19 protein-coding genes are annotated in these 22,291 nt (G+C 60.6%); 18 read left to right on the top strand and 1 reads right to left on the bottom strand.

What is annotated here, in order from left to right; all coding sequences use genetic code 11:
* Nucleotides 1–73: 73 nt before the first annotated feature.
* The 11 genes from nuoC to nuoN all read left to right on the top strand — a co-directional run bounded on the left by nuoC (nucleotide 74) and on the right by nuoN (nucleotide 13,917).
* On the top strand, nucleotides 74–1,870 hold the full coding sequence (nuoC, locus tag GUC32_RS17090; protein WP_025303662.1) for an NADH-quinone oxidoreductase subunit C/D: 1,797 nt from the start codon (nucleotides 74–76) through the stop codon (nucleotides 1,868–1,870).
* 2 nt (nucleotides 1,871–1,872) lie between these two features.
* A complete protein-coding gene (nuoE, locus tag GUC32_RS17085; RefSeq protein ID WP_004936034.1) occupies nucleotides 1,873–2,424 on the top strand; it encodes an NADH-quinone oxidoreductase subunit NuoE in 552 nt (183 codons plus the stop codon).
* The gene (nuoF, locus tag GUC32_RS17080) at nucleotides 2,421–3,767 is read left to right on the top strand and encodes an NADH-quinone oxidoreductase subunit NuoF (protein ID WP_015378579.1); all 1,347 of its coding nucleotides are present in this window, start codon (nucleotides 2,421–2,423) and stop codon (nucleotides 3,765–3,767) included. The genes nuoE and nuoF overlap by 4 nt, the downstream gene beginning before the upstream one ends.
* Nucleotides 3,768–3,844: 77 nt before the next feature.
* Complete coding sequence (gene nuoG, locus GUC32_RS17075; RefSeq protein ID WP_369435350.1) at nucleotides 3,845–6,583, top strand: NADH-quinone oxidoreductase subunit NuoG; 2,739 nt, start codon at nucleotides 3,845–3,847, stop codon at nucleotides 6,581–6,583.
* Nucleotides 6,580–7,557, top strand: coding sequence for an NADH-quinone oxidoreductase subunit NuoH (nuoH, locus tag GUC32_RS17070; protein ID WP_025303661.1), 978 nt, complete (start codon nucleotides 6,580–6,582; stop codon nucleotides 7,555–7,557). The genes nuoG and nuoH overlap by 4 nt, the downstream gene beginning before the upstream one ends.
* A 14-nt stretch (nucleotides 7,558–7,571) precedes the next feature.
* Nucleotides 7,572–8,114 carry an NADH-quinone oxidoreductase subunit NuoI gene (nuoI, locus tag GUC32_RS17065; RefSeq protein ID WP_025160170.1) on the top strand — a complete coding sequence of 181 codons (543 nt, stop codon included), beginning with the start codon at nucleotides 7,572–7,574 and terminating at the stop codon, nucleotides 8,112–8,114.
* A gap of 13 nt (nucleotides 8,115–8,127) precedes the next feature.
* Entirely contained in the window at nucleotides 8,128–8,685 is a 558-nt protein-coding gene (gene nuoJ, locus GUC32_RS17060; RefSeq protein ID WP_019453717.1) for an NADH-quinone oxidoreductase subunit J, read from the top strand.
* Nucleotides 8,682–8,984, top strand: coding sequence for an NADH-quinone oxidoreductase subunit NuoK (gene nuoK, locus GUC32_RS17055; protein ID WP_004936014.1), 303 nt, complete (start codon nucleotides 8,682–8,684; stop codon nucleotides 8,982–8,984). The genes nuoJ and nuoK overlap by 4 nt, the downstream gene beginning before the upstream one ends.
* Nucleotides 8,981–10,828 (top strand): NADH-quinone oxidoreductase subunit L, encoded by a 1,848-nt coding sequence (gene nuoL, locus GUC32_RS17050; protein ID WP_019453716.1) that lies wholly within the window; start codon nucleotides 8,981–8,983, stop codon nucleotides 10,826–10,828. Before nuoK ends, nuoL begins: the two co-directional genes overlap by 4 nt.
* A gap of 95 nt (nucleotides 10,829–10,923) precedes the next feature.
* Entirely contained in the window at nucleotides 10,924–12,453 is a 1,530-nt protein-coding gene (gene nuoM, locus GUC32_RS17045) for an NADH-quinone oxidoreductase subunit M (protein WP_025303660.1), read from the top strand.
* Nucleotides 12,454–12,459: 6 nt separating this feature from the next.
* Complete coding sequence (gene nuoN / locus GUC32_RS17040; RefSeq protein WP_025303659.1) at nucleotides 12,460–13,917, top strand: NADH-quinone oxidoreductase subunit NuoN; 1,458 nt, start codon at nucleotides 12,460–12,462, stop codon at nucleotides 13,915–13,917.
* A 59-nt stretch (nucleotides 13,918–13,976) separates the two neighbouring features.
* On the opposite strand, the gene GUC32_RS17035 is transcribed toward nuoN, so the two are convergent.
* Entirely contained in the window at nucleotides 13,977–14,852 is an 876-nt protein-coding gene (locus tag GUC32_RS17035) for a LysR family transcriptional regulator (RefSeq protein WP_025303658.1), read from the bottom strand.
* A 288-nt stretch (nucleotides 14,853–15,140) separates the two neighbouring features.
* On the opposite strand from GUC32_RS17035, the gene GUC32_RS17030 reads away from it, so the two are divergent.
* The 7 genes from GUC32_RS17030 to menH all read left to right on the top strand — a co-directional run bounded on the left by GUC32_RS17030 (nucleotide 15,141) and on the right by menH (nucleotide 22,291).
* The gene (locus tag GUC32_RS17030; RefSeq protein ID WP_197819230.1) at nucleotides 15,141–16,376 is read left to right on the top strand and encodes an MFS transporter; all 1,236 of its coding nucleotides are present in this window, start codon (nucleotides 15,141–15,143) and stop codon (nucleotides 16,374–16,376) included.
* Nucleotides 16,377–16,506: 130 nt separating this feature from the next.
* Nucleotides 16,507–17,016 (top strand): DUF1097 domain-containing protein, encoded by a 510-nt coding sequence (locus tag GUC32_RS17025; RefSeq protein ID WP_025303656.1) that lies wholly within the window; start codon nucleotides 16,507–16,509, stop codon nucleotides 17,014–17,016.
* Between the two features lie 239 nt (nucleotides 17,017–17,255).
* The gene (gene idnO, locus GUC32_RS17020) at nucleotides 17,256–18,020 is read left to right on the top strand and encodes a gluconate 5-dehydrogenase (protein WP_025303655.1); all 765 of its coding nucleotides are present in this window, start codon (nucleotides 17,256–17,258) and stop codon (nucleotides 18,018–18,020) included.
* 22 nt (nucleotides 18,021–18,042) lie between these two features.
* The gene (idnD, locus tag GUC32_RS17015; RefSeq protein WP_099817464.1) at nucleotides 18,043–19,074 is read left to right on the top strand and encodes an L-idonate 5-dehydrogenase; all 1,032 of its coding nucleotides are present in this window, start codon (nucleotides 18,043–18,045) and stop codon (nucleotides 19,072–19,074) included.
* Nucleotides 19,075–19,155: 81 nt separating this feature from the next.
* Entirely contained in the window at nucleotides 19,156–19,467 is a 312-nt protein-coding gene (gene elaB / locus GUC32_RS17010) for a stress response protein ElaB (protein ID WP_025303653.1), read from the top strand.
* Between the two features lie 380 nt (nucleotides 19,468–19,847).
* Complete coding sequence (gene menD / locus GUC32_RS17005) at nucleotides 19,848–21,524, top strand: 2-succinyl-5-enolpyruvyl-6-hydroxy-3-cyclohexene-1-carboxylic-acid synthase (RefSeq protein ID WP_369435349.1); 1,677 nt, start codon at nucleotides 19,848–19,850, stop codon at nucleotides 21,522–21,524.
* On the top strand, nucleotides 21,521–22,291 hold the full coding sequence (gene menH, locus GUC32_RS17000; protein WP_369435348.1) for a 2-succinyl-6-hydroxy-2,4-cyclohexadiene-1-carboxylate synthase: 771 nt from the start codon (nucleotides 21,521–21,523) through the stop codon (nucleotides 22,289–22,291). Before menD ends, menH begins: the two co-directional genes overlap by 4 nt.

Below are 22,291 nucleotides of genomic sequence, written 5' to 3'. Positions count from 1 at the left end.
AGTGCGCTATTGGTTAACACAGCGAAAAGTGAAACTTGCGGCGAATAACCCTTTAGTGTGGTGAAAAAAAATTATGACAGATTTGACGACGCACGACGCCTTGCCTGCCTGGCAGACCCGAGATCACCTTGACGACCCGGTGATCGGCGAACTGCGCAACCGTTTTGGGCCGGAAGCCTTTACTGTTCAGGCCACCCGTACCGGCATGCCCGTGGTATGGGTTAAACCTGACCAGTTACTGGAAGTAATGACGTTCCTGAGAAAACAGCCGAAGCCGTATGTCATGCTGTTCGATCTGCATGGCGTGGACGAACGTCTTCGCACCCACCGCGACGGCCTGCCCGCTGCGGATTTCTCCGTTTTCTACCATCTGATTTCCATCGAGCGCAACCGCGACATCATGCTGAAGGTGGCGCTGTCTGAAAAAGACCTGCACGTGCCCACGGCGACCAAGGTATTCCCGAACGCCAACTGGTATGAGCGCGAAACCTGGGAAATGTTCGGCATCACCTTCGACGGCCACCCGCACCTGTCGCGCATCATGATGCCGCAGACCTGGGAAGGGCACCCGCTGCGCAAGGACTACCCGGCGCGCGCCACCGAATTCGATCCTTTTGTGCTGACCAAGCAGAAAGAAGATCTGGAGATGGAAGCGCTGACCTTCAAGCCGGAAGACTGGGGCATGAAGCGCGGCACCGAGAACGAAGACTTCATGTTCCTCAACCTCGGCCCGAACCACCCGTCTGCGCACGGTGCGTTCCGCATCATTCTGCAGCTGGACGGCGAAGAGATCGTCGACTGCGTGCCGGACATCGGTTATCACCACCGCGGCGCCGAGAAGATGGGCGAGCGTCAATCCTGGCACAGCTACATTCCGTACACCGACCGCATCGAGTATCTCGGCGGCTGCGTGAACGAAATGCCTTACGTGCTGGCGGTCGAGAAGCTGGCCGGTATTAAGGTGCCTGAGCGCGTCGACACTATCCGCGTGATGCTGTCCGAGCTGTTCCGTATCAACAGCCACCTGCTGTATATCTCCACCTTCATTCAGGACGTCGGCGCGATGACCCCGGTGTTCTTCGCCTTTACCGACCGTCAGAAAATCTACGATCTGGTGGAAGCGATTACCGGCTTCCGTATGCACCCGGCCTGGTTCCGCATCGGCGGCGTCGCGCACGATCTGCCGCGCGGTTGGGATCGCCTGCTGCGTGAATTCCTCGACTGGATGCCGAAACGTCTGGATTCTTACGTGAAAGCGGCGCTGAAGAACAGCATCCTGAAAGGCCGTTCCATCGGCGTAGCGTCTTACAACGCCAAGGAAGCGCTGGAGTGGGGTGTGACCGGTGCCGGCCTGCGTGCTACCGGCGTTGAGTTCGACGTGCGTAAATGGCGTCCTTACTCCGGCTATGAGAACTTCGACTTCGAAGTGCCAGTGGGCGACGGCAACAGCGACTGCTACACCCGCGTGATGCTGAAGGTGGAAGAGCTACGCCAGAGCCTGCGCATCCTCGAACAGTGCCTGAACAACATGCCGGAAGGCCCGTTCAAGGCCGATCACCCGCTGACCACGCCGCCGCCGAAAGAGCGCACGCTGCAGCACATTGAAACGCTGATCACCCACTTCCTGCAGGTTTCCTGGGGCCCGGTGATGCCAGCCAACGAATCATTCCAGATGATTGAAGCCACCAAAGGGATCAACAGCTACTACCTGACCAGCGACGGCAGCACCATGAGCTACCGCACCCGGGTACGTACGCCGAGCTTTGCGCACCTGCAGCAGATCCCATCGGTCATCCGAGGCAGCCTGGTTTCCGACCTGATCGTCTATCTGGGTAGTATCGATTTTGTAATGTCAGATGTGGACCGCTAACTATGCATGATCAAAAAGACAATCACGCAGTCAACGATGCGCTCGAGCCCATCAATGCAGCCGCTCCTCAGAGCGGCGTTGATGCATTTGTACTGAGCGCGGAAGAACGTGATGCGATCGAGCACGAAAAGCACCATTACGAGGATCCGCGCGCCGCTTCCATCGAAGCACTGAAAATTGTGCAGAAGCAGCGCGGCTGGGTTCCGGACGGTGCGATTTACGCCATCGCGGAAGTGCTGGGCATCCCCGCCAGCGACGTAGAAGGCGTGGCCACGTTCTACAGCCAGATTTTCCGTCAGCCAGTAGGACGTCACGTGATCCGTTATTGTGACAGCGTTGTTTGTCACATCACCGGTTACCAGGGCATTCAGGCCGCTATCGAGAAGAAGCTGAACATCAAGCCGGGTCAAACCACTTTTGATGGCCGCTTCACGCTGCTGCCGACCTGCTGTCTGGGCAACTGCGATAAAGGGCCGACCATGATGATTGATGAGGACACTCACAGTCAGTTGAAGCCTGAAGATATCGAGACGCTACTGGAGCAGTATCAATGACCAAGCACATTGTACGCACTCCCGAAACGCATCCGCTGACCTGGCGTCTGCGCGATGACAAGCAGCCGCTGTGGCTGGACGAATACCGCAGCAAAAACGGCTATGCCGGCGCAGAAAAGGCCCTCAAAGGCCTGGCCCCGGACGAGATCGTCGGCCTGGTGAAAGACTCCGGGCTGAAGGGCCGTGGCGGCGCGGGCTTCTCCACCGGTTTGAAGTGGAGCCTGATGCCGAAAGACGAATCCATGAACATCCGTTACCTGCTGTGTAACGCCGATGAGATGGAGCCGGGCACCTATAAAGACCGTCTGCTGATGGAGCAGCTGCCGCACCTGCTGGTGGAAGGCATGCTGATCTCCGCGTTCGCGCTGAAAGCCTACCGCGGTTACATCTTCCTGCGCGGCGAATATATCGAAGCAGCGGCGCATCTGCGTCGCGCCATCGCGGAAGCCACCGAAGCCGGCTATCTGGGCAAGAACATTCTCGGCACCGGATTTGATTTCGAGCTGATCGTGCACACCGGCGCCGGCCGTTACATCTGCGGCGAAGAAACTGCGCTGATCAACTCGCTGGAAGGCCGCCGCGCCAACCCGCGTTCCAAGCCGCCATTCCCGGCCAGTGCCGGCGTCTGGGGCAAGCCGACCTGCGTCAACAACGTCGAAACGTTGTGCAACGTGCCGGCCATTTTGGCGAACGGCGTGGAGTGGTACACCGGCATCTCCGGCAGTGAAGACAAAGGCACCAAGCTGATGGGCTTCTCCGGCCGGGTGAAAAATCCGGGCGTCTGGGAGCTGCCGTTCGGCACTACCGCGCGCGAGATCCTGGAAGACTACGCCGGCGGCATGCGCGACGGTCTGCGTTTCAAAGCCTGGCAGCCGGGCGGCGCGGGCACCGACTTCCTGACCGCCGATCACCTCGACTTGCCGATGGAATACGGCGCGATCGGCAAAGCCGGCAGCCGTCTCGGCACCGCGCTGGCGATGGCGGTAGACCACGAGATCGGCATGGTGCCGCTGGTGCGTAACCTGGAAGAGTTCTTCGCCCGCGAGTCCTGCGGCTGGTGTACGCCATGCCGCGACGGCCTGCCGTGGAGCGTGAAGATCCTGCGTGCGTTGGAAAACGGCGAAGGGCAGCCGGGGGATATCGAAACCCTCGAACAGCTGTGCCGCTCCCTCGGCCCGGGCAAAACCTTCTGCGCCCACGCGCCAGGTGCCGTAGAGCCACTGCAAAGCGCGATTAAATATTTCCGTGAAGAGTTCGAGGCGGGTATCGCCGTGCAGCACTTCGGCAACGCCCATGCGATTGGCGGCATTCAGCCGAACAATCTGCTGAAGCAGCGCTGGTAAGCCGAACTCGCCCGAACACGGCCAGAATTTTTGATTAACGCCTGCCGCAAGGCAGGCCACTTGGAAGCATGCTGACTATGGCTACGATTCATGTAGACGGCAAAGAGTATGAGGTAGACGGGGCGGACAACCTGCTGCAGGCTTGTCTTTCCCTCGGCCTTGATATTCCTTACTTTTGCTGGCATCCGGCGCTGGGAAGCGTCGGCGCTTGCCGCCAATGTGCGGTAAAGCAATACCAAAACGCGGAAGATACGCGCGGCCGTTTGGTGATGTCCTGTATGACCCCGGCATCCGATGGCACCTTCATCTCCATCGATGACGGCGAAGCGAAGCAGTTCCGTGAAAGCGTGGTCGAGTGGTTGATGACCAACCACCCGCACGATTGCCCGGTCTGTGAAGAAGGCGGTAACTGTCACCTGCAGGATATGACGGTAATGACCGGCCACAGCTTCCGCCGCTACCGCTTCACCAAGCGTACCCACAACAACCAGGAGCTGGGGCCGTTTATCTCGCACGAGATGAACCGCTGCATCGCCTGCTACCGCTGCGTGCGTTACTACAAAGACTATGCGGACGGCACCGACTTCGGCGTGTACGGCGCGCACGACAACGTCTACTTCGGTCGCCCGGAAAGCGGCACGCTGGAAAGCGAGTTCTCCGGCAACCTGGTGGAAGTGTGCCCGACCGGCGTATTCACCGACAAAACGCACTCCGAACGCTACAACCGTAAATGGGACATGCAGTTCGCGCCGAGCATTTGCCAGCAGTGCAGCATCGGCTGTAACACCAGCCCGGGCGAACGCTATGGCGAGCTGCGCCGTATCGAAAACCGTTACAACGGCAGCGTGAACCACTACTTCCTGTGCGACCGCGGTCGTTTCGGTTACGGCTACGTCAACCAGAAAGATCGTCCGCGTCAACCGCAGCAGCTGCGCGGCGATGACTGGATCACCCTGAACGCCGAGCAGGCGATGCAGGGCGCGGCGGACATCCTGCGTCAGGCGAAGAAAACCATCGGCATCGGCTCCCCGCGCGCCAGCCTGGAAAGCAACTTCGCACTGCGCGAGCTGGTCGGCGCCGAGAACTACTACACCGGTATCGCTCAGGCGGAGCAATCACGCTTGGCGCTGATGCTGAACGTGCTGAAAAACGGCGGCGTCCATACGCCGGCGCTGCGTGAGATCGAAGATTACGACGCGGTGCTGGTGCTGGGCGAAGACCTGACGCAAACCGGTGCGCGTATCGCGCTGTCCGTGCGCCAGGCCGTCAAGGGGAAAGCTCGCGCGATGGCGGCGGCGCAACGTGTTGCCGACTGGCAGATCGCGGCGGTGCAGAACATCGGTCAGCACGCCAAGTACCCGCTGTTCACCACTAACGTCGACAACACCCGCCTGGACGACATTGCCGCCTGGAACTACCGCGCGCCGGTGGACGAGCAGGCACGCTTCGGCTTCGCCATCGCGCACGCGCTGGATAGCGCGGCACCGGCGGTGAACGATCTGGCCGAAGGCCTGAACAAGAAAGTCGATATCATCGTGCAGGCGCTGACCGGCGCACGCAAACCGCTGATCATTACCGGCAGCAACGCCGGCAGCGAAGCCATCATCGAAGCGGCGGCCAACATCGCCAAAGCGTTGAAGGATCGCGGTTCCGATGTCGGCATCACCTTCGTGGCGGGCGCCGCCAACAGCATGGGCCTGGCGATGATCGGCGGCGGTTCGCTCGATCAGGCGCTGGAACAGCTGGCGAGCGGCGCAGCCGATACCGCCATCGTGATGGAAAACGATCTCTATCGCCATGCGCCGGCGGCGCAGGTGGACGCAGCGTTGGCCAAGGTCAACAACCTGATCGTTGCCGATCACCAGCGCACCGCGATCATGGACAAAGCCAACCTGATCCTCTCCTCGGCCAGCTTTGCCGAGAGCGACGGTACGCTGATCAACCAGGAAGGCCGCGCGCAGCGCTTCTTCCAGGTATACGATCCGGCTTACTACGACGACGCCAAGAAGAATCAGTTCACCGTGATGCTGGAAAGCTGGCGCTGGATGCACTCGCTGCACTCCACCTACACCAGCCGCCATGTGGACTGGACTCAGCTCGATGACGTGATCGCCGCTTGCGTCGCCGCGTTGCCGCAGCTGCAGGGCATCGTCGATGCCGCGCCGGACGCGACGTTCCGCATTCGCGGTCAGAAGCTGGCGCGTTCGCCGCACCGTTCCAGCGGCCGTACCGCCATGCGCGCCAACATCAGCGTGCACGAGCCGCGTCAGCCGCAGGATAAAGACACCATGTTCGCCTTCTCGATGGAAGGGAACAACAGCCCGCTGGCCGATCGTCAGCAGATCCCGTTCGCCTGGGCGCCAGGCTGGAACTCACCGCAGGCATGGAACAAGTTCCAGGCCGAAGTGGGCGGCAAACTGCGCCACGGCGATCCGGGCGTGCGCCTGATCGAAGCGGGGGAGGGCAGCCTCGGTTACTTCGACCGCGTGCCAGCCGCCTTCAATCCGAACGACGGCTGGCGTGTCGCGCCTTACTACCACCTGTTCGGCAGCGATGAAATGTCGCAGCGCTCTCACGTGATCCAGCAGCGCATGCCGGAAGCTTACGTGATGGTCAACCCGGCCGACGCGGCGACCCTTGGCGTCAACGCGGGCAGCCTGGTGGAGTTCAGCTGTGCGGGCCAGACCTTGCGTCTGCCGGTACGTCTGAGTGAAACCCTGACCCAGGGCCAGGTTGGTTTGCCGCTCGGCTTGCCAGGGATCCCGCCGATTTTGGTGGGTGCTAAGGTAGACAATCTGCGGGAGGCAGCACGATGAGCTGGTTTACCCCTGAGGTGATCGACATTCTGATCGCCGTTCTTAAAGCGGTCGTGATCCTGTTGGTGGTCGTGGCGTGCGGGGCGTTCATGAGCTTCGGCGAACGCCGCCTGCTCGGCCTGTTCCAGAACCGTTACGGACCGAACCGCGTAGGCTGGGGCGGCTCGCTGCAGCTGGTCGCCGACATGATCAAAATGTTCTTCAAGGAAGACTGGGTGCCGAGATTCTCCGACCGGGTGATCTTCACCCTGGCGCCGATGATCGCCTTTACTTCCCTGTTGCTGGCATTTGCCATCGTGCCGGTCAGCCCGACCTGGGCGGTGTCCGATCTCAACATCGGTATTCTGTTCTTCCTGATGATGGCCGGCCTGGCGGTGTACGCCGTGCTGTTCGCCGGATGGTCGAGCAACAACAAATACTCGCTGTTGGGCGCGATGCGCGCCTCCGCGCAAACCCTGAGCTACGAAGTGTTCATCGGCCTGTCGCTGATGGGCGTGGTGATGCAGGCGGATTCGTTCAACATGCAGGCCATCGTTGAATCCCAGGCGCACGTCTGGAACGTCATTCCGCAGTTCTTCGGCTTCGTGACCTTTGCGATCGCCGGCGTGGCGGTGTGTCACCGCCACCCGTTTGACCAGCCGGAAGCCGAGCAGGAACTGGCTGACGGTTACCACATCGAATATTCCGGCATGAAGTTCGGTCTGTTCTTCGTGGGGGAATACATCGGTATCGTCACCGTGTCCGCCCTGATTGTGACGTTGTTCTTCGGCGGCTGGCAGGGTCCGTTCCTGCCGCCATTCATCTGGTTCGCGTTGAAAACGGCCTTCTTCATGATGATGTTCATCCTGATCCGTGCCGCGCTGCCGCGTCCGCGTTATGACCAGGTGATGTCCTTCGGCTGGAAAGTGTGCCTGCCGCTGACGCTGCTGAACCTGCTGGCAACCGCCGCGGTCATTTTGTACAACGCTCAATAAGGGGTGAATAAACCATGACATTGAAAGAGTTAGTGGTTGGTTTCGGCACCCAGGTGCGCAGCATTTGGATGATTGGCATGCATGCCTTCGCCAAGCGCGAAACCCAGATGTATCCGGAAGAACCGGTTTACCTGCCGCCGCGCTACCGTGGCCGCATCGTGCTGACGCGCGATCCGGACGGCGAAGAGCGCTGCGTCGCCTGTAACCTGTGTGCGGTGGCCTGCCCGGTCGGCTGTATCTCGCTGCAAAAAGCGGAACAGAAAGACGGCCGTTGGTATCCGGAGTTCTTCCGCATCAACTTCTCGCGCTGCATTTTCTGTGGCCTGTGCGAAGAGGCTTGCCCGACTACCGCTATCCAGCTGACGCCGGATTTCGAACTGGGTGAGTACAAGCGTCAGGATCTGGTGTACGAAAAAGAAGATCTGTTGATCTCGGGGCCGGGTAAATATCCGGAATATAACTTCTACCGGATGGCCGGTATGGCGATTGACGGCAAAGCCAAAGGCGAAGCCGAAAACGAAGCCAAACCGATCGACGTCAAAGGTCTGTTGCCCTAAGGAGCCAGCAAGCATGGAAATTGCATTTTATCTGGCAGGTTTGATTGCGGTGGCCGCGACGATTCGCGTGATCACCCATACCAACCCTGTGCATGCGCTGCTGTATCTGATCGTCTCGTTACTGGCGATCTCGGCAGTCTTCTTCTCTCTCGGCGCCTACTTTGCCGCCGCGTTGGAAATCATCGTCTATGCGGGCGCCATCATGGTGCTGTTCGTGTTCGTGGTGATGATGCTGAACCTCGGCAACGTGCAGCAGCAAGAGCGCGACTGGATGAAGCCGACGGTGTGGATCGGGCCTGGCCTGCTGTCGCTGGCGCTGCTGGTGGTATTGATCGTCGCGATCCGCAGCGTATCCGATCAGGGTATCAGCGGTGAGATGGTCGACGCGAAGGCGGTGGGTATCAGCCTGTTCGGGCCTTACGTACTGGCGGTTGAGCTGGCTTCAATGCTGCTGTTGGCGGGTCTGGTTGTCGCCTTCCATATCGGCCGCGAGCACAAGCCTGGCGAGGTGCTGAGCAACGCGCCGGCGAGTGGCGAAATGGCGAGAAGAAAATCGGAGGAGCAAGCATGATCCCTCTTCAACACGGCCTGATCCTGGCGGCTATCCTGTTTGTGCTCGGGCTGACCGGGCTGCTGGTGCGCCGCAACCTGCTGTTTATGCTGATCAGCCTGGAAGTGATGATCAACGCTGCGGCGTTGGCGTTTATCGTGGCGGGAAGCTACTGGGGCCAGGCGGATGGGCAGGTGATGTACATCCTGGCGATCAGCCTGGCGGCAGCCGAGGCCAGTATCGGCCTGGCGCTGCTGCTGCAGCTCTACCGTCGTCGTCATACCCTGAATATTGATACTGTCAGTGAGATGCGCGGATGAACCTATTATATTTAACAATTCTGCTACCGCTGATCGGGTTCCTGCTGTTGGCATTTTCCCGCGGTCGTTGGTCTGAAAACACGGCGGCCACCGTCGGCGTGGGTTCTATCGGCCTGGCTGCGCTGGTCACGGTGTATGTGGCGATGGATTTCTTCGCCCAGAAAGCCGCCGGCGTGCAGCTGTTCGAGCAAAGCCTGTGGACCTGGATGGCCGTCGGCAACTTCAATATCGGCGTGACCCTGGTGCTGGACGGCCTGTCGCTGACCATGCTGTCGGTGGTCACCGGCGTCGGCTTCTTCATCCACATGTTCGCTTCCTGGTACATGCGCGGTGAAGAGGGCTATTCGCGCTTCTTCGCTTACACCAACCTGTTTATCGCCAGCATGGTGGTATTGGTGCTGGCGGACAACCTGCTGCTGATGTATCTGGGTTGGGAAGGAGTGGGCCTGTGCAGCTACCTGTTGATCGGTTTCTACTATAAAGATCCGGCCAACGGCGCGGCGGCGATGAAAGCCTTTATCGTCACCCGCGTGGGCGACGTGTTCCTGGCGTTCGCGCTGTTCATCCTCTACAACGAGCTGGGCACGCTGAACATCCGCGAGCTGATGATCCTGGCGCCGCAGAAACTGGCGGTGGGCGACACGGCCATCACCTGGGCGACCCTGATGCTGCTGGGCGGCGCGGTCGGTAAATCGGCGCAGCTGCCGTTGCAAACCTGGTTGGCGGACGCGATGGCGGGCCCAACCCCGGTTTCCGCACTGATCCACGCGGCGACCATGGTGACCGCGGGCGTCTATCTGATCGCCCGTACGCACGGCCTGTTCCTGATGGCGCCGGAAGTGCTGCACCTGGTGGGCATCGTCGGTGCGGTCACTCTGCTGCTGGCCGGCTTCGCCGCGCTGGTGCAGACCGACATCAAGCGCGTGCTCGCTTACTCCACCATGAGCCAGATCGGTTACATGTTCCTGGCGCTGGGCGTGCAGGCATGGGACGCGGCGATCTTCCACCTGATGACCCACGCGTTCTTCAAGGCGCTGCTGTTCCTGTCGTCCGGTTCGGTGATCCTGGCTTGCCACCACGAGCAAAACATCTTCAAGATGGGCGGCCTGCGCAAGAGCATCCCGCTGGTGTACGTCTGCTTCCTGGTGGGCGGCGCGGCGCTGTCTGCGTTGCCGCTGGTCACGGCCGGCTTCTTCAGTAAGGACGAGATCCTGGCGGGCGCGATGGCCAACGGTCACATCAATCTGATGGTTGCCGGCTTGGTTGGTGCGTTCATGACCTCGCTGTACACCTTCCGTATGATTTTCATCGTGTTCCATGGCGAAGAGAAAATCAAAGCGCATGCCGGTAAAGGCATCACTCACCATCTGCCACTGCTGGTTCTGCTGGTGCTGTCTACCTTCGTCGGCGCGATGATCGTGCCGCCGTTGCAGGGCGTGCTGCCGGATACCACCGAACTGGCGCACGGCAGCGTGCTGACGCTGGAAATCACCTCTGGCGTGGTGGCTATCGTCGGCATTCTGCTGGCGGCCGCGCTGTGGCTGGGCAAACGCAGCCTGGTCAACAGCATCGCCAACAGCGCGCCGGGTCGTTTCTTCTCGACCTGGTGGTTCCATGCCTGGGGCTTCGACTGGCTGTATGACAAAGTGTTCGTCAAGCCGTATCTAGGCATTGCGAAGCTGCTGCAGCGTGATCCGCTGAACTCGCTGATGAACCTGCCGGCCGTCTTCTCCCGCTGGGGGAACCGCGGTCTGACGGTGAGCGAGAACGGTCAGGTGCGTTGGTATATAGCGTCTATGGGTGTGGGTGCAGTGGTCGTATTGGCTCTGTTGATTTTGGTTTAATTGAATAATTTAAACAGACGCATTTTTCGGGCGTAGCGCCGGGTAGGCGCTACGTACAAAGTTTGAAATTATTCGTATAAGGGACACAAAACGCCATGCTATTACCTTGGCTAATTCTTATCCCCTTTATCGGCGGTCTGCTGTGTTGGCAGCTTGAGCGCTTCGGTACTAAGGTGCCGCGCTGGATAGCGCTGATCGCAATGGGGCTGACGTTGGCGCTCTCTCTGCAGTTGTGGATGCAGGGCGGCTATACCTTGACCACGCCGAAAGGCATTCCGCAGTGGCAGAGCGAATTCCTGCTGCCGTGGATCCCGCGCTTCGGCATCTCCATCCACCTGGCGCTGGACGGTCTGTCGCTGCTGATGGTGGTGTTGACCGGTCTGCTGGGCGTTCTGGCGATCCTCTGTTCCTGGCGTGAAATCCAGAAGTATCAGGGCTTCTTCCACCTCAACCTGCTGTGGATCCTGGGCGGCGTTATCGGTGTGTTCCTCGCCATCGACATGTTCCTGTTCTTCTTCTTCTGGGAAATGATGTTGGTGCCGATGTACTTCCTGATCGCGCTGTGGGGGCACAAAGCGTCGGACGGTAAAACCCGTATCACCGCGGCGACCAAGTTCTTCATCTACACCCAGGCCAGCGGTCTGGTGATGCTGATTGCGATCCTGGGCCTGGTGTTCGTGCATTACAACGCCACCGGCGTGTGGACCTTCGATTACGAAGACCTGCTGCAAACGCCGATGTCCCACAACGTGCAATATCTGCTGATGCTGGGCTTCTTCATCGCCTTCGCGGTGAAAATGCCGGTGGTGCCGCTGCACGGCTGGTTGCCGGACGCGCACAGCCAGGCACCGACCGCAGGTTCCGTCGACCTGGCGGGCATCTTGCTGAAAACCGCGGCCTACGGCCTGCTGCGTTTCAGCCTGCCGCTGTTCCCTGAGGCTTCGCACGAGTTCGCGCCAATCGCCATGTGGCTGGGCGTGATCGGCATCTTCTACGGCGCCTGGATGGCGTTCGCGCAGACTGACATCAAGCGTCTTATCGCCTACACCTCGGTATCGCACATGGGCTTCGTGCTGATTGCCATCTACACCGGCAGCCAGCTGGCTTACCAGGGCGCCGTGATCCAGATGATCGCGCACGGTCTGTCCGCCGCCGGTATGTTTATTATCTGCGGCCAGCTGTATGAGCGTCTGCATACGCGCGACATGCGTCAGATGGGCGGCCTGTGGGGGCGTATCAAGTTCATCCCTGCGCTGTCGCTGTTCTTCGCCGTGGCTACGCTGGGGATGCCGGGTACCGGTAACTTCGTCGGTGAATTCATGATTCTGTTCGGCAGCTACCAGGTGGTGCCGGTGATCACCGTGATCTCTACCTTCGGTCTGGTGTTCGCTTCGGTTTACTCGCTGATCATGATGCAGCGCGCTTACTACGGTGCGCCTAAATCCGACCAGCCGCTGCAGGGCATGACCGCGCGCGAACTGTTCATCATTCTGCTGCTGGTGGTATTGCTGGTTCTGCTGGGGGTTTACCCGCAGCCGATTCTGGATACTTCCAACGCGGCGATGAGCAACGTGCAACACTGGTTTGGTTCGTCAGTTTCAGCAATTTCAACAACAAGGCCGTAATTCGCCATGACAATAACTCCTCAACAACTGATCGCACTGCTGCCGCTGTTGATCGTCGGATTGACGGTGGTGGTTGTGATGCTAGGCATTGCGTGGCGACGCGACCACTTTATCAACGCCACCCTGACCGTGATCGGTCTCAACCTGGCGCTGCTTTCGCTGTACTTTGTCGGCCAGGCAGGCCCAATGGACGTCACCCCGCTGCTGCGGGTTGACGGTTACTCGATGTTCTACACCGGGCTGGTGCTGCTGGCGAGTCTGGCGACCTGCACCTTCGCCTATCCGTGGCTGGTCGGCTATCCGGATAACCGCGAAGAGTTCTACCTGCTGGTGCTGATCGCCGCCATGGGCGGCATCCTGCTGGCGAGCGCCAACCATCTGGCTTCGCTGTTCATCGGTATCGAGCTGATCTCGCTGCCGCTGTTCGGCCTGGTGGGTTATGCCTATCGTCAGAAGCGCCCGCTGGAAGCCGCCATCAAGTACATGCTGCTGTCCGCCGCCGCGTCGTCGTTCCTGCTGTTCGGCATGGCGCTGCTGTACGCTGAATCCGGCGATCTGTCGCTGGCCGGCCTCGGCAAGAGCCTGCAGGAAAACATGATGCACCAGCCGCTGATCCTGGCCGGTATGGGCATGATGATCGTCGGTCTGGGCTTCAAGCTGTCGCTGGTGCCGTTCCAACTGTGGACGCCGGACGTGTATCAGGGCGCGCCTGCGCCGGTCTCGACCTTCCTGGCAACCGCCAGCAAGATTGCGATCTTCGCGGTCGTGATGCGTCTGTTCCTGTATGCCCCAGCCGCCGACAACGAAGCGCTGCGCCTGGTGCTGTCGATCATCGCGTTCTGCTCTATCTTGTTCGGTAACCTGATGGCCATCAGCCAGACCAACATCAAGCGTCTGCTGGGCTACTCGTCGATCGCTCACCTGGGCTACCTGCTGGTGGCGCTGATTGCGGTGCAAACCCATCAGTTGTCGCTGGAAACCGCCGGCGTTTACCTGGCCGGTTACCTGTTCAGCAGCCTGGGCGCCTTCGGCGTGGTCAGCCTGATGTCCAGCCCGTACCGCGGCCCGGATGCGGATTCGCTGTTCTCTTACCGTGGTCTGTTCTGGCATAAGCCAATCTTGTCCGCGGTAATGACGGTGATGATGCTGTCGCTGGCCGGTATCCCGATGACGCTGGGCTTTATCGGTAAGTTCTTCGTGATCGCGATGGGCGTCAGCGCACACCTGTGGTGGCTGACCGGCGCAGTCGTGGTAGGCAGCGCCATTGGCCTGTACTACTACCTGCGCGTGACTGTCAGCCTGTTCCTCAGCGCGCCGGAATCGCTGCAGCGCGACACCCCGAACAACTGGGCGTTGACCGCCGGTGGCGTCGTGGTGCTGATCTCAGCCGCGCTGGTGCTGCTGTTGGGGGTTTATCCGCAGCCGCTGATTTCGCTGGTGCAGATGGCGCAGCCGACGTTCTGATAACGCTTCAGACGGTAAAAAGGTCGCTTCGGCGGCCTTTTTTTATGGAGAAACGGCACTCAGCCGTAATGGGCGCTAAACGACGTTTCCAGCGCCTGCACCACCGCGCGCACGCGGGCGGCACGCTGCAAATCGGGATGCAGCACCAGCCAGATATCCACCCAGTCTTTATTCTCTGGCAACAGGCGCACCAGCTCCGGGTCTTTATCCGCCAGAAACGCGGAGAGCAGGCCGATGCCTAGCCCGCTGCGAGTGGCGGAGCGCAGCAGCAGCTGTGAATTGCATTGCAGCACGACGTTGGGCTCGTGCAGGGCTTCGCCGCAGAAATTGTTCCAGTGGCGCGGCACCAGCTCGCGCGGGAACATCAGCAGATCGTGACCGCGCAGCTGCTCGCCTTTGACCGGCATACCTCGCCGAGCCAGATAGTGCGGGCTGGCGTACAGGCCCATCTCGATGGTGGCCAGCCGCTTGATGATCAGTTCATCGTCATCGGGGCGTGCACCGCGGATCGCCAGATCCGCGCCGTGATAAGAGATATCGGCGATGTTCAGTGCCGTCAACAGCGTGACGGTGATGGCCGGATAGCGTTCCCGCAGATCTTGCAGCGCGGGTATCACGAAGGCTTCGGCCAGGGTATCGGTGGTGGCGATGCTCACGTGGCCGTGCAGGCTGTCATCGCCGCTGGCGGCTTTGCGGTTGATCGCCTGCACCGCATTCTCCATCTTCATCACGTCCGCCAGCATTTCTTCCCCCAACGGGCTGAGGGCGAAGGATTTCGGCGTGCGGATAAACAGCTTGGAACCGAGAGCGTCTTCGAAAGCGGAGAGCCGTCGACCGACGGTCGCCTGATCGACATGCAGCTGGTTGGCGGCTTTGCGTAGCGTGCCACAGCGTGCGACGGCCAAAAAGAAGCGCGCGTCGTCCCAATTCATCATGCCATTTCCTCTCTGCAGATTTGTCGGCGCCGTGGGGCACAGGCCGAGCCAGGCGAACAATAACGGTTTCTATCATAAAGCGTTGTTCTGCCCGGGGGGAGAGAAAGACGGTTAGCGGGCTGCACATCGGCGGTTATTTCTCCGGTGATGCAAGAATGCATCAGGGTGATTCATTCTTGACGATACTTCGCCCGTCGCCGGAACGCTATGATAAGCGCCGTTCCCGGCAGGCCGGGTGAGGAAAATGTCGACGGCAGGCCGCCGTCTGCCGACTTTGGGAGTTGAAACATGTCAGAAAATACCGCCAGCCAGATTGCGGCGCCGCAAAATGCTCAGGCGTCGGGCAGGACAATTTTATTGTTCCTGGCGCTGGCTTTGATGTCGGCATTGCTGAACAGCAGCGCGCCGACGCCGCTTTATCCGCTGTATCAGCAGCAGCTTACGCTAAGCTCGGTCAGTCTGACCGTCATCTACGGCGCCTATGCCGCCGGCGTGCTGATCTCTTTGTTCGGCGTCGGCAATCTGGCCGGCAAAGTAAAGGATTTACGCAGCATGATCGTGCCGGCATTGCTGGTGGTGTTGAGCGGCGCCCTGCTGTTCGCGCGGGCTGATACCTTTGCCATGATGCTGATGGCGCGGCTGTTGGCCGGGGTGGGCACCGGGGCGCTAACCGGCGCGGCGAACATCGCGTTGGTGCGGTTTGGGCCGCGCGACGGCGGCAAAAATGCGGCGTTGATCGCGACGCTGTCATTCACCACCGGATTGGCGCTGGGCCCGATCTTCAGCGGCATCGCCTTGCAGACCGGTTTCCATCCCACGACGCTGCCATTTGTTTTCATCATGGTCATGGCCGCCGTGGCTGCGTTGGGCGTGATGTTCTCGTGGCCGCGTGGCGTGGTTACGGCGCCGAGCCATGTTACGTCGGCCGAGACAGAAAACAGCTCGCTGCTCGATGGCTTGCGCGCCACCGGCGGTAAATTCTTTGTGTGTGCAGGGGCTTTATTTATCTGTTGGGCGCTGGCCGCCAGTATTTTGGCAATCGGCCCCGGCGTGGCGGAAACGCTGTTAGGCCTGCACGCTCGTGGCGTCTTTGGCTATGCGATTGCGGTGTATCTGCTGATCGCCGGTATCAGCCAGATCCTGAGCCGCCGCGTTAACGCCCGTCATTCGCTGTTGTTCGGTTGCCTGGCGCAGGTGCTGGCGGCAGTGGTGTTCACCATGGCGATCCAGTGGCATTCTCTTGGGCTGGCGGCGGTGGGGCTGGTGGTGGCCGGCTATGCTTATGGCGCCATTTTCGTCGGCAGCGCGACCCTGGTGAACCTGATTTCGCCGCCGACCAGCCATGCGCGCTTGCTTTCGCTGTTTTACGTTATCGCTTATATCGCCAACTGGGTGCCGATCTTGCTGGGCGTGGTGGTCGATCGCGTCGATCTGAATCAGGCAACCCATTTGCTGTTCCTGGGCAGCACCGTGGTGTGCCTGTTGTTGGCATGGAAGACGTCCCGGGTGGGGTTCCCTCGCTAATTACTTTGTGATGAATATCTATTTTTTATAATTAATGATTCTTTAATTACATTTATAGTGTGATTTTCATCGCATAAATTGGCCTGTTTTCGGGTAAACTGCGCGCTTTCTTTTTGCTGCAGGTCACTTTATGAACGTTCTTTTCGCCATTGCCGTCACCACCGGGATCCTGTCCGGCGTTTGGGGATGGGTTGCCGTCAGTTTGGGCCTGATCGGTTGGGCCGGCTTTCTCGGCTGCACGGCGTATTTCGCCTGCCCGCAGGGCGGACTGAAAGGGCTGTTGATCGGCGCGTTGACCTGCTGCAGCGGCGTCTTCTGGGCAATGGCGATCATCCACGGCAGCGAACTGGCGCCGCAGTGGAATCTGCTGGGGTATCTGCTGACCGGCATCGTGGCGTTCCTTATGTGCATTCAGGCTAAACAGCAGTGGCTGGGATTCGTACCCGGCACCTTTATCGGCGCCTGTGCGACCTTCGCCGGCGGCGGCGATTGGCCGCTGGTGACGCTTTCCCTGCTGGTGGGCCTGCTGTTCGGCTATGCGATGAAAAACAGCGGTCTGTGGTGGGCGGCACGCAGCGATAAAGCCCGCGCTACGCCGCCGATGGACCCGAATGCCGGCTCAAACGGTGCCGCCGAGTGAGTTGCTGCCGCGCCGCTGTGCGGCAGTATCTCCTGATAACCAGGACGGTAACGCTGTTGAAAATTGTCTATTTTAAAAGGGATAGGTATTGACTCTTCCTGTAGGGATTGCGTGAGATCACGTTAAAAGTAACAGGGTTTCGTAACATTATTTTCAGTGATTCCCATCACGTTTTTACCGGTAACAATCGGCTGAGATAGAGGTCTGTCCGATTGGAGGCCTGAAGGCCGGGAATCACCATGCACAACCTGTTTTCTCTGGATAACAAAACCGTCTTAATCACTGGTGCCTCGCGCGGCATTGGTTTTCTGCTGGCGCGCGGCCTGGCACAGCAAGGCGCGCATATTCTGATCAATGCCACCACCGAAGAACATGCCCGGCACGCCGCCGATCGCCTGCGTGAAGAGGGGCTGCGCGCCGATGCGGCGGCGTTCGACGTCACCGACTCCCAGGCGGTGCATGCCGCCATCGACCGTATCGAAGCGGACATCGGCGCGATAGACGTCTTGATCAACAACGCCGGTATCCAGCGCCGCCACCCGTTCACCGAATTTCCGGAGCAAGACTGGGACGACATCATCGCCGTCAACCAGAAGGCGGTCTTCATCGTGTCGCAGACCGTAGCGCGTTATATGGTGCCGCGCCGGCGCGGCAAGATAATCAATATCGGTTCGATGCAAAGCGAGCTGGGGCGGGACACCATTACCCCTTATGCGGCGTCCAAGGGCGCGGTGAAAATGCTGACGCGCGGCATGTGCGTGGAGCTGGCGCGCTACAACATTCAGGTCAACGGCATCGCCCCCGGCTACTTCAAAACCGAGATGACGCAGGCGCTGGCCGACGATCCGGCATTCACCGCCTGGCTGACCCAACGCACGCCTGCCGCGCGCTGGGGCGATCCTCAGGAGTTGATCGGCGCGGCGGTGTTCCTGGCCGCCGACGCCTCCGCCTTCGTCAACGGGCAGTTGCTGTTTGTCGATGGCGGCATGTCTGCGGCGGTGTAATCTTTTTTCGTGGAGTCTGGAGATGAAAATTCAAACCCAGTCCTGCGTGGTCAATGGCAAGCGAGACGTGGCGGTGATCGCGCAAGAAGTGGATTATCGGGGGCAGGGAACGCTGGTAAAAATCAGCCGCGGCGGCATCTGCGGCTCGGATCTGCATTACTTCCAGGAAGGCAAGGTCGGCAATTTTCAGGTGCGTCAGCCGATGGTGCTGGGCCATGAGGTGATCGGTGAGGTGGTCGCCAGCGATTCGCCGCAGCTGCCGGTCGGGCAGAAGGTGGCGCTCAATCCCAGCAAACCCTGCGGGCAGTGCAAATACTGTCTGGCGCAGCAAAGCAATCAATGCGTCGAGATGCGCTTTTTCGGCAGCGCGATGTATTTTCCGCACGTCGACGGCGCTTTTACCCAATACAAAGTGGTGGATAGCGCGCAGTGCATTCCTTACGCTGCCGATCGCGACGACAGGGTAATGGTGTTCGCCGAACCGCTGGCGGTGGCTGTCCACGCGGCGAAGCAGCCCGGCGATGTGACGGGGAAAAAGATTTTCGTGTCCGGCGTTGGCCCGATCGGCTGCCTGCTGGTGGCGGCGCTGAAAGCGCTGGGCGCCGCCGAGATTGTCTGCGCCGATCTCAGTCCGCGCTGCCTGGCGATCGCGAGGCAAATGGGGGCCGATCGGTGCCTGCATGCCGCGGACGACGATTTTAGCGGTTATCTGCAGGACAAGGGGTATTTTGACGTCGCCTTCGAAGTGGCGGGGCACCCGCAGTCGCTGCAGCGCTGTCTGGAGATCACCCGCGCCAAAGGCACTGTGGTGCAGGTGGGCATGGGCGGCAGCTTCCCCGATTTTCCGCTGATGTTGTTGATTGCCAAGGAACTGAATCTGCTTGGATCGTTCCGCTTCGTGGCGGAGTTCACGTTGGCGGTGGCCTGGCTGGCCGACGGCGTGATCGATCCGCTGCCGTTGCTGTCGGCGGAATTCGCCAGCGGGCAGTTGGCGCAGGCGCTGACGTTTGCCGGCGATAAACGCCAGGCTGCCAAGGTGCAATTGGTGTTTTAGGGTAAAAGTCCGATGGCCGCAGGCGGCGATCCTTGTCTATAGTGTAGGAACGCTTAATTTTTCAACCACGGAGATCTCACGATGGCAAGACATACGGATGCTGAGCAAACTACGCTGGATGACGATCTGAGAATGCTGACCGAGACGCTGGAAGAAGTGCTGCAATACACCGGCGACCGCGCGGATCAGGCCTACATCGACATCAAGTCGCACGCCGAGCAGGCGCTGAGTGAGGTCAAGGCGCGCTGGGCGAACACCGGCGAATCTTACTATGCGCGCGCCAAAGAAGCGGTGCACCGCACCGACGACTACGTGCGGGACAAACCCTGGCACAGCGTGGGCATCGGCGCCACCGTCGGGCTGGTGCTGGGATTGTTGCTGGCTCGCAAATAAACCATGCCATCGGGGCGGCGCAGGCCGCCCCGTGTTTTTCTTCAGACTGTGTTGTTCATTCCGCCGTTTTACCGAAAGCTTTTCCTTATCCCGCCTATACTTCCCGCTAGCCGCCGTTGGAGCACCCCTATTTCCCTTGTTTTTATATGGACGGATTGAGCCGACGCCGCCGCAAGTGTAAAGTGTTTGTGTATTTATTGTTTGTTTTTTGTTCTAAATCAAATAATTATCTGGTGTAAACACCCAGGGATATACGGCGTTCTTGCGCTGGCGCAAAAGCCGTGAAAATAACACCTCATATAATACAGAGCGTAACTACAGGCGCGGCGTCTGTCGGCTGCGTCGGAGACGATCTCTGCTAACTGACTTGTGAGCGAACTATGTCGACAAGTGTTTTTAATCGCCGGTGGGCGGCTGTGCTGCTCGAGGCGCTGGCCCGCCATGGGGTGCGGCATGTTTGTATCGCTCCGGGATCGCGCTCCACGCCGCTGACGCTGGCCGCCGCGGCCAACCGATCGTTTATCTGCCATACCCATTTTGATGAGCGCGGGCTCGGTCATCTGGCACTCGGGCTGGCGAAGGCGGCGCGTGAGCCGGTGGCGGTGATCGTCACGTCCGGCACCGCGGCGGCGAACCTTTACCCGGCTTTAATCGAAGCCGGCCTGACCGGTGAACGGCTGGTGTTTCTCACCGCCGATCGGCCGCCGGAACTGATCGACTGCGGCGCCAATCAGGCGATCCGTCAAAACGGCCTCTACAGCAGCCACCCGACGCTGACGATCGATCTGCCGCGTCCTACGCCGGATATTCCGGCCGCGTGGCTGGCCTCCAGCGTCGACAGCGCGATGGCGCGCTTGCAGCATGGCGCTTTGCATATCAACTGCCCGTTCGCCGAACCGCTGTACGGCGGCGATGAGCGTCACTATGCCGATTGGTCCGCCGCGCTGGGCGACTGGTGGCAGAGCGATCGGCCTTGGCTGCAGGAAAGCGAGACGCATGCAGTGCCATTGCCGCAGCCGGACTGGTTTTTCTGGCGACAAAAGCGCGGCGTGGTGCTCGCCGGCCGCATGAACGCACAAGAGGGCGCACAGGTGGCCGAATGGGCCGAAACGCTGGGTTGGCCACTGATCGGCGATGTACTGTCGCAGACCGGGCAACCGCTGCCCTGTGCCGATTTATGGCTCGCGCATCCGCAGGCGCAGCGCCTGTTGCAAGACGCGCAGCTGGTGGTGCAGTTCGGCGGCAGCTTGACCGGCAAACGCCTGCTGCAGTGGCAGGCGCAGTGCCGGCCGGAAGAGTATTGGGTCATCGACGAGCTGCCGGGGCAGCTCGATCCGGCCCAGCACCGGGGGCGGCGCCTGCGCGCCGGCGTGGCGCAGTGGTTGGCGCAGCATCCGGCGCAACCGCGCGCGCCGTGGGCCGCCGGGCTGGCTGCGCTGGCGGATAAGGCGCTGACGGCGGCGTCCACGCATCTGTACGATAACTTTGGCGAAGCGCAGCTGGCGCACCGCCTGCCGGAACTGTTGCCGGAGAACGGCCAGCTGTTTCTCGGCAACAGCCTGGTGGTGCGACTGATCGACGCGTTAACGCCATTGCCCGTCGCTTACCCGGTATTCAGCAACCGTGGCGCCAGCGGTATCGACGGTCTGATTTCCACCGCCGCCGGCGTACAACGTGCCACCGCCAGGCCAACGTTGGCGGTGGTGGGCGACCTTTCCGCACTGTATGACCTCAATGCGCTGGCGCTGCTGCGCCACTGCTCGGCGCCGACGGTGCTGATCGTCGTCAATAACAACGGCGGCCAAATTTTCTCGCTGCTGCCGACGCCCGAAGAAGATCGTCAGCGCTTTTACTGCATGCCGCAGAACGTCGAGTTCAGCCATGCGGCGGCGATGTTCCAGCTTGACTACGCGCGGCCGGAGAACTGGAGCCAGCTGCAACAAGCGGTTGAGCAAGGCTGGCGGCGCGGCGGCGCCACGCTGATAGAACTGCAGGTGTCGCCGAGTGAAGGGGCCGAAAGCCTGCAATACCTGGTACAACAGATGGCGGTGCAATGATGCTGGCGACGCGAATTTTGCAACAGGGCGAAGCGGGCCGCCCGTGGCTGGTGTGGCTGCACGGCCTGCTCGGCAACAACAATGAATGGCGGGTGATCGCCGCGCGCTGCCCGGAATGGCCGTCGCTGGCCATCGATCTGCCCGGCCACGGCGATTCCGTGGCGGTGGGCTGCCGCGGCTTCGACGACATCAGCGCGCAAATCGCCGCGACCCTGCAACTGCGCAATATTGAACGTTATTGGCTGGTGGGCTACTCGCTCGGCGGGCGCATCGCCATGTATCACGCTTGCCACGGCCGCCATGACGGCCTGCAAGGGGTGATCGCCGAGGGCGGCAATCCGGGGCTTGAGGACGAACAACAGCGCCGCGATCGTTGCGAGCAGGATGCGCGATGGGCGGCGCGTTTTCGCAGTGAGCTGATTGCCGAAGTCTTGGCGGACTGGTATCAGCAACCGGTGTTCAAAGAGCTTAGCCATGTGCACCGCCAGGCGCTGATCGCCGCGCGTTCGGTCAACAGCGGCCCGGCGATTGCCGACATGCTCGAAGCCACCTCGCTCGGGCGGCAGCCTTATCTGGCGCCGCAGCTGCGCCAACTGACCGTGCCGCTGCGGGTGCTGTGCGGTGAGAACGACCCCAAATTTCAACGGCTGGCGCGCGACGCCTGGTTGCCGTTGCGCATCGTGCCGCAGGCCGGCCACAACGCGCATCTGGCCAATCCGCAGGATTTCGTCGCCGAGCTGCAGACATTTCTCGTTAACCCTGGTTAA

This window comes from Serratia sp. NGAS9 (assembly GCF_009905295.1).
Classification (GTDB): domain Bacteria; phylum Pseudomonadota; class Gammaproteobacteria; order Enterobacterales; family Enterobacteriaceae; genus Serratia; species Serratia bockelmannii.
This window is presented reverse-complemented; position numbering and strand designations above follow the sequence as displayed.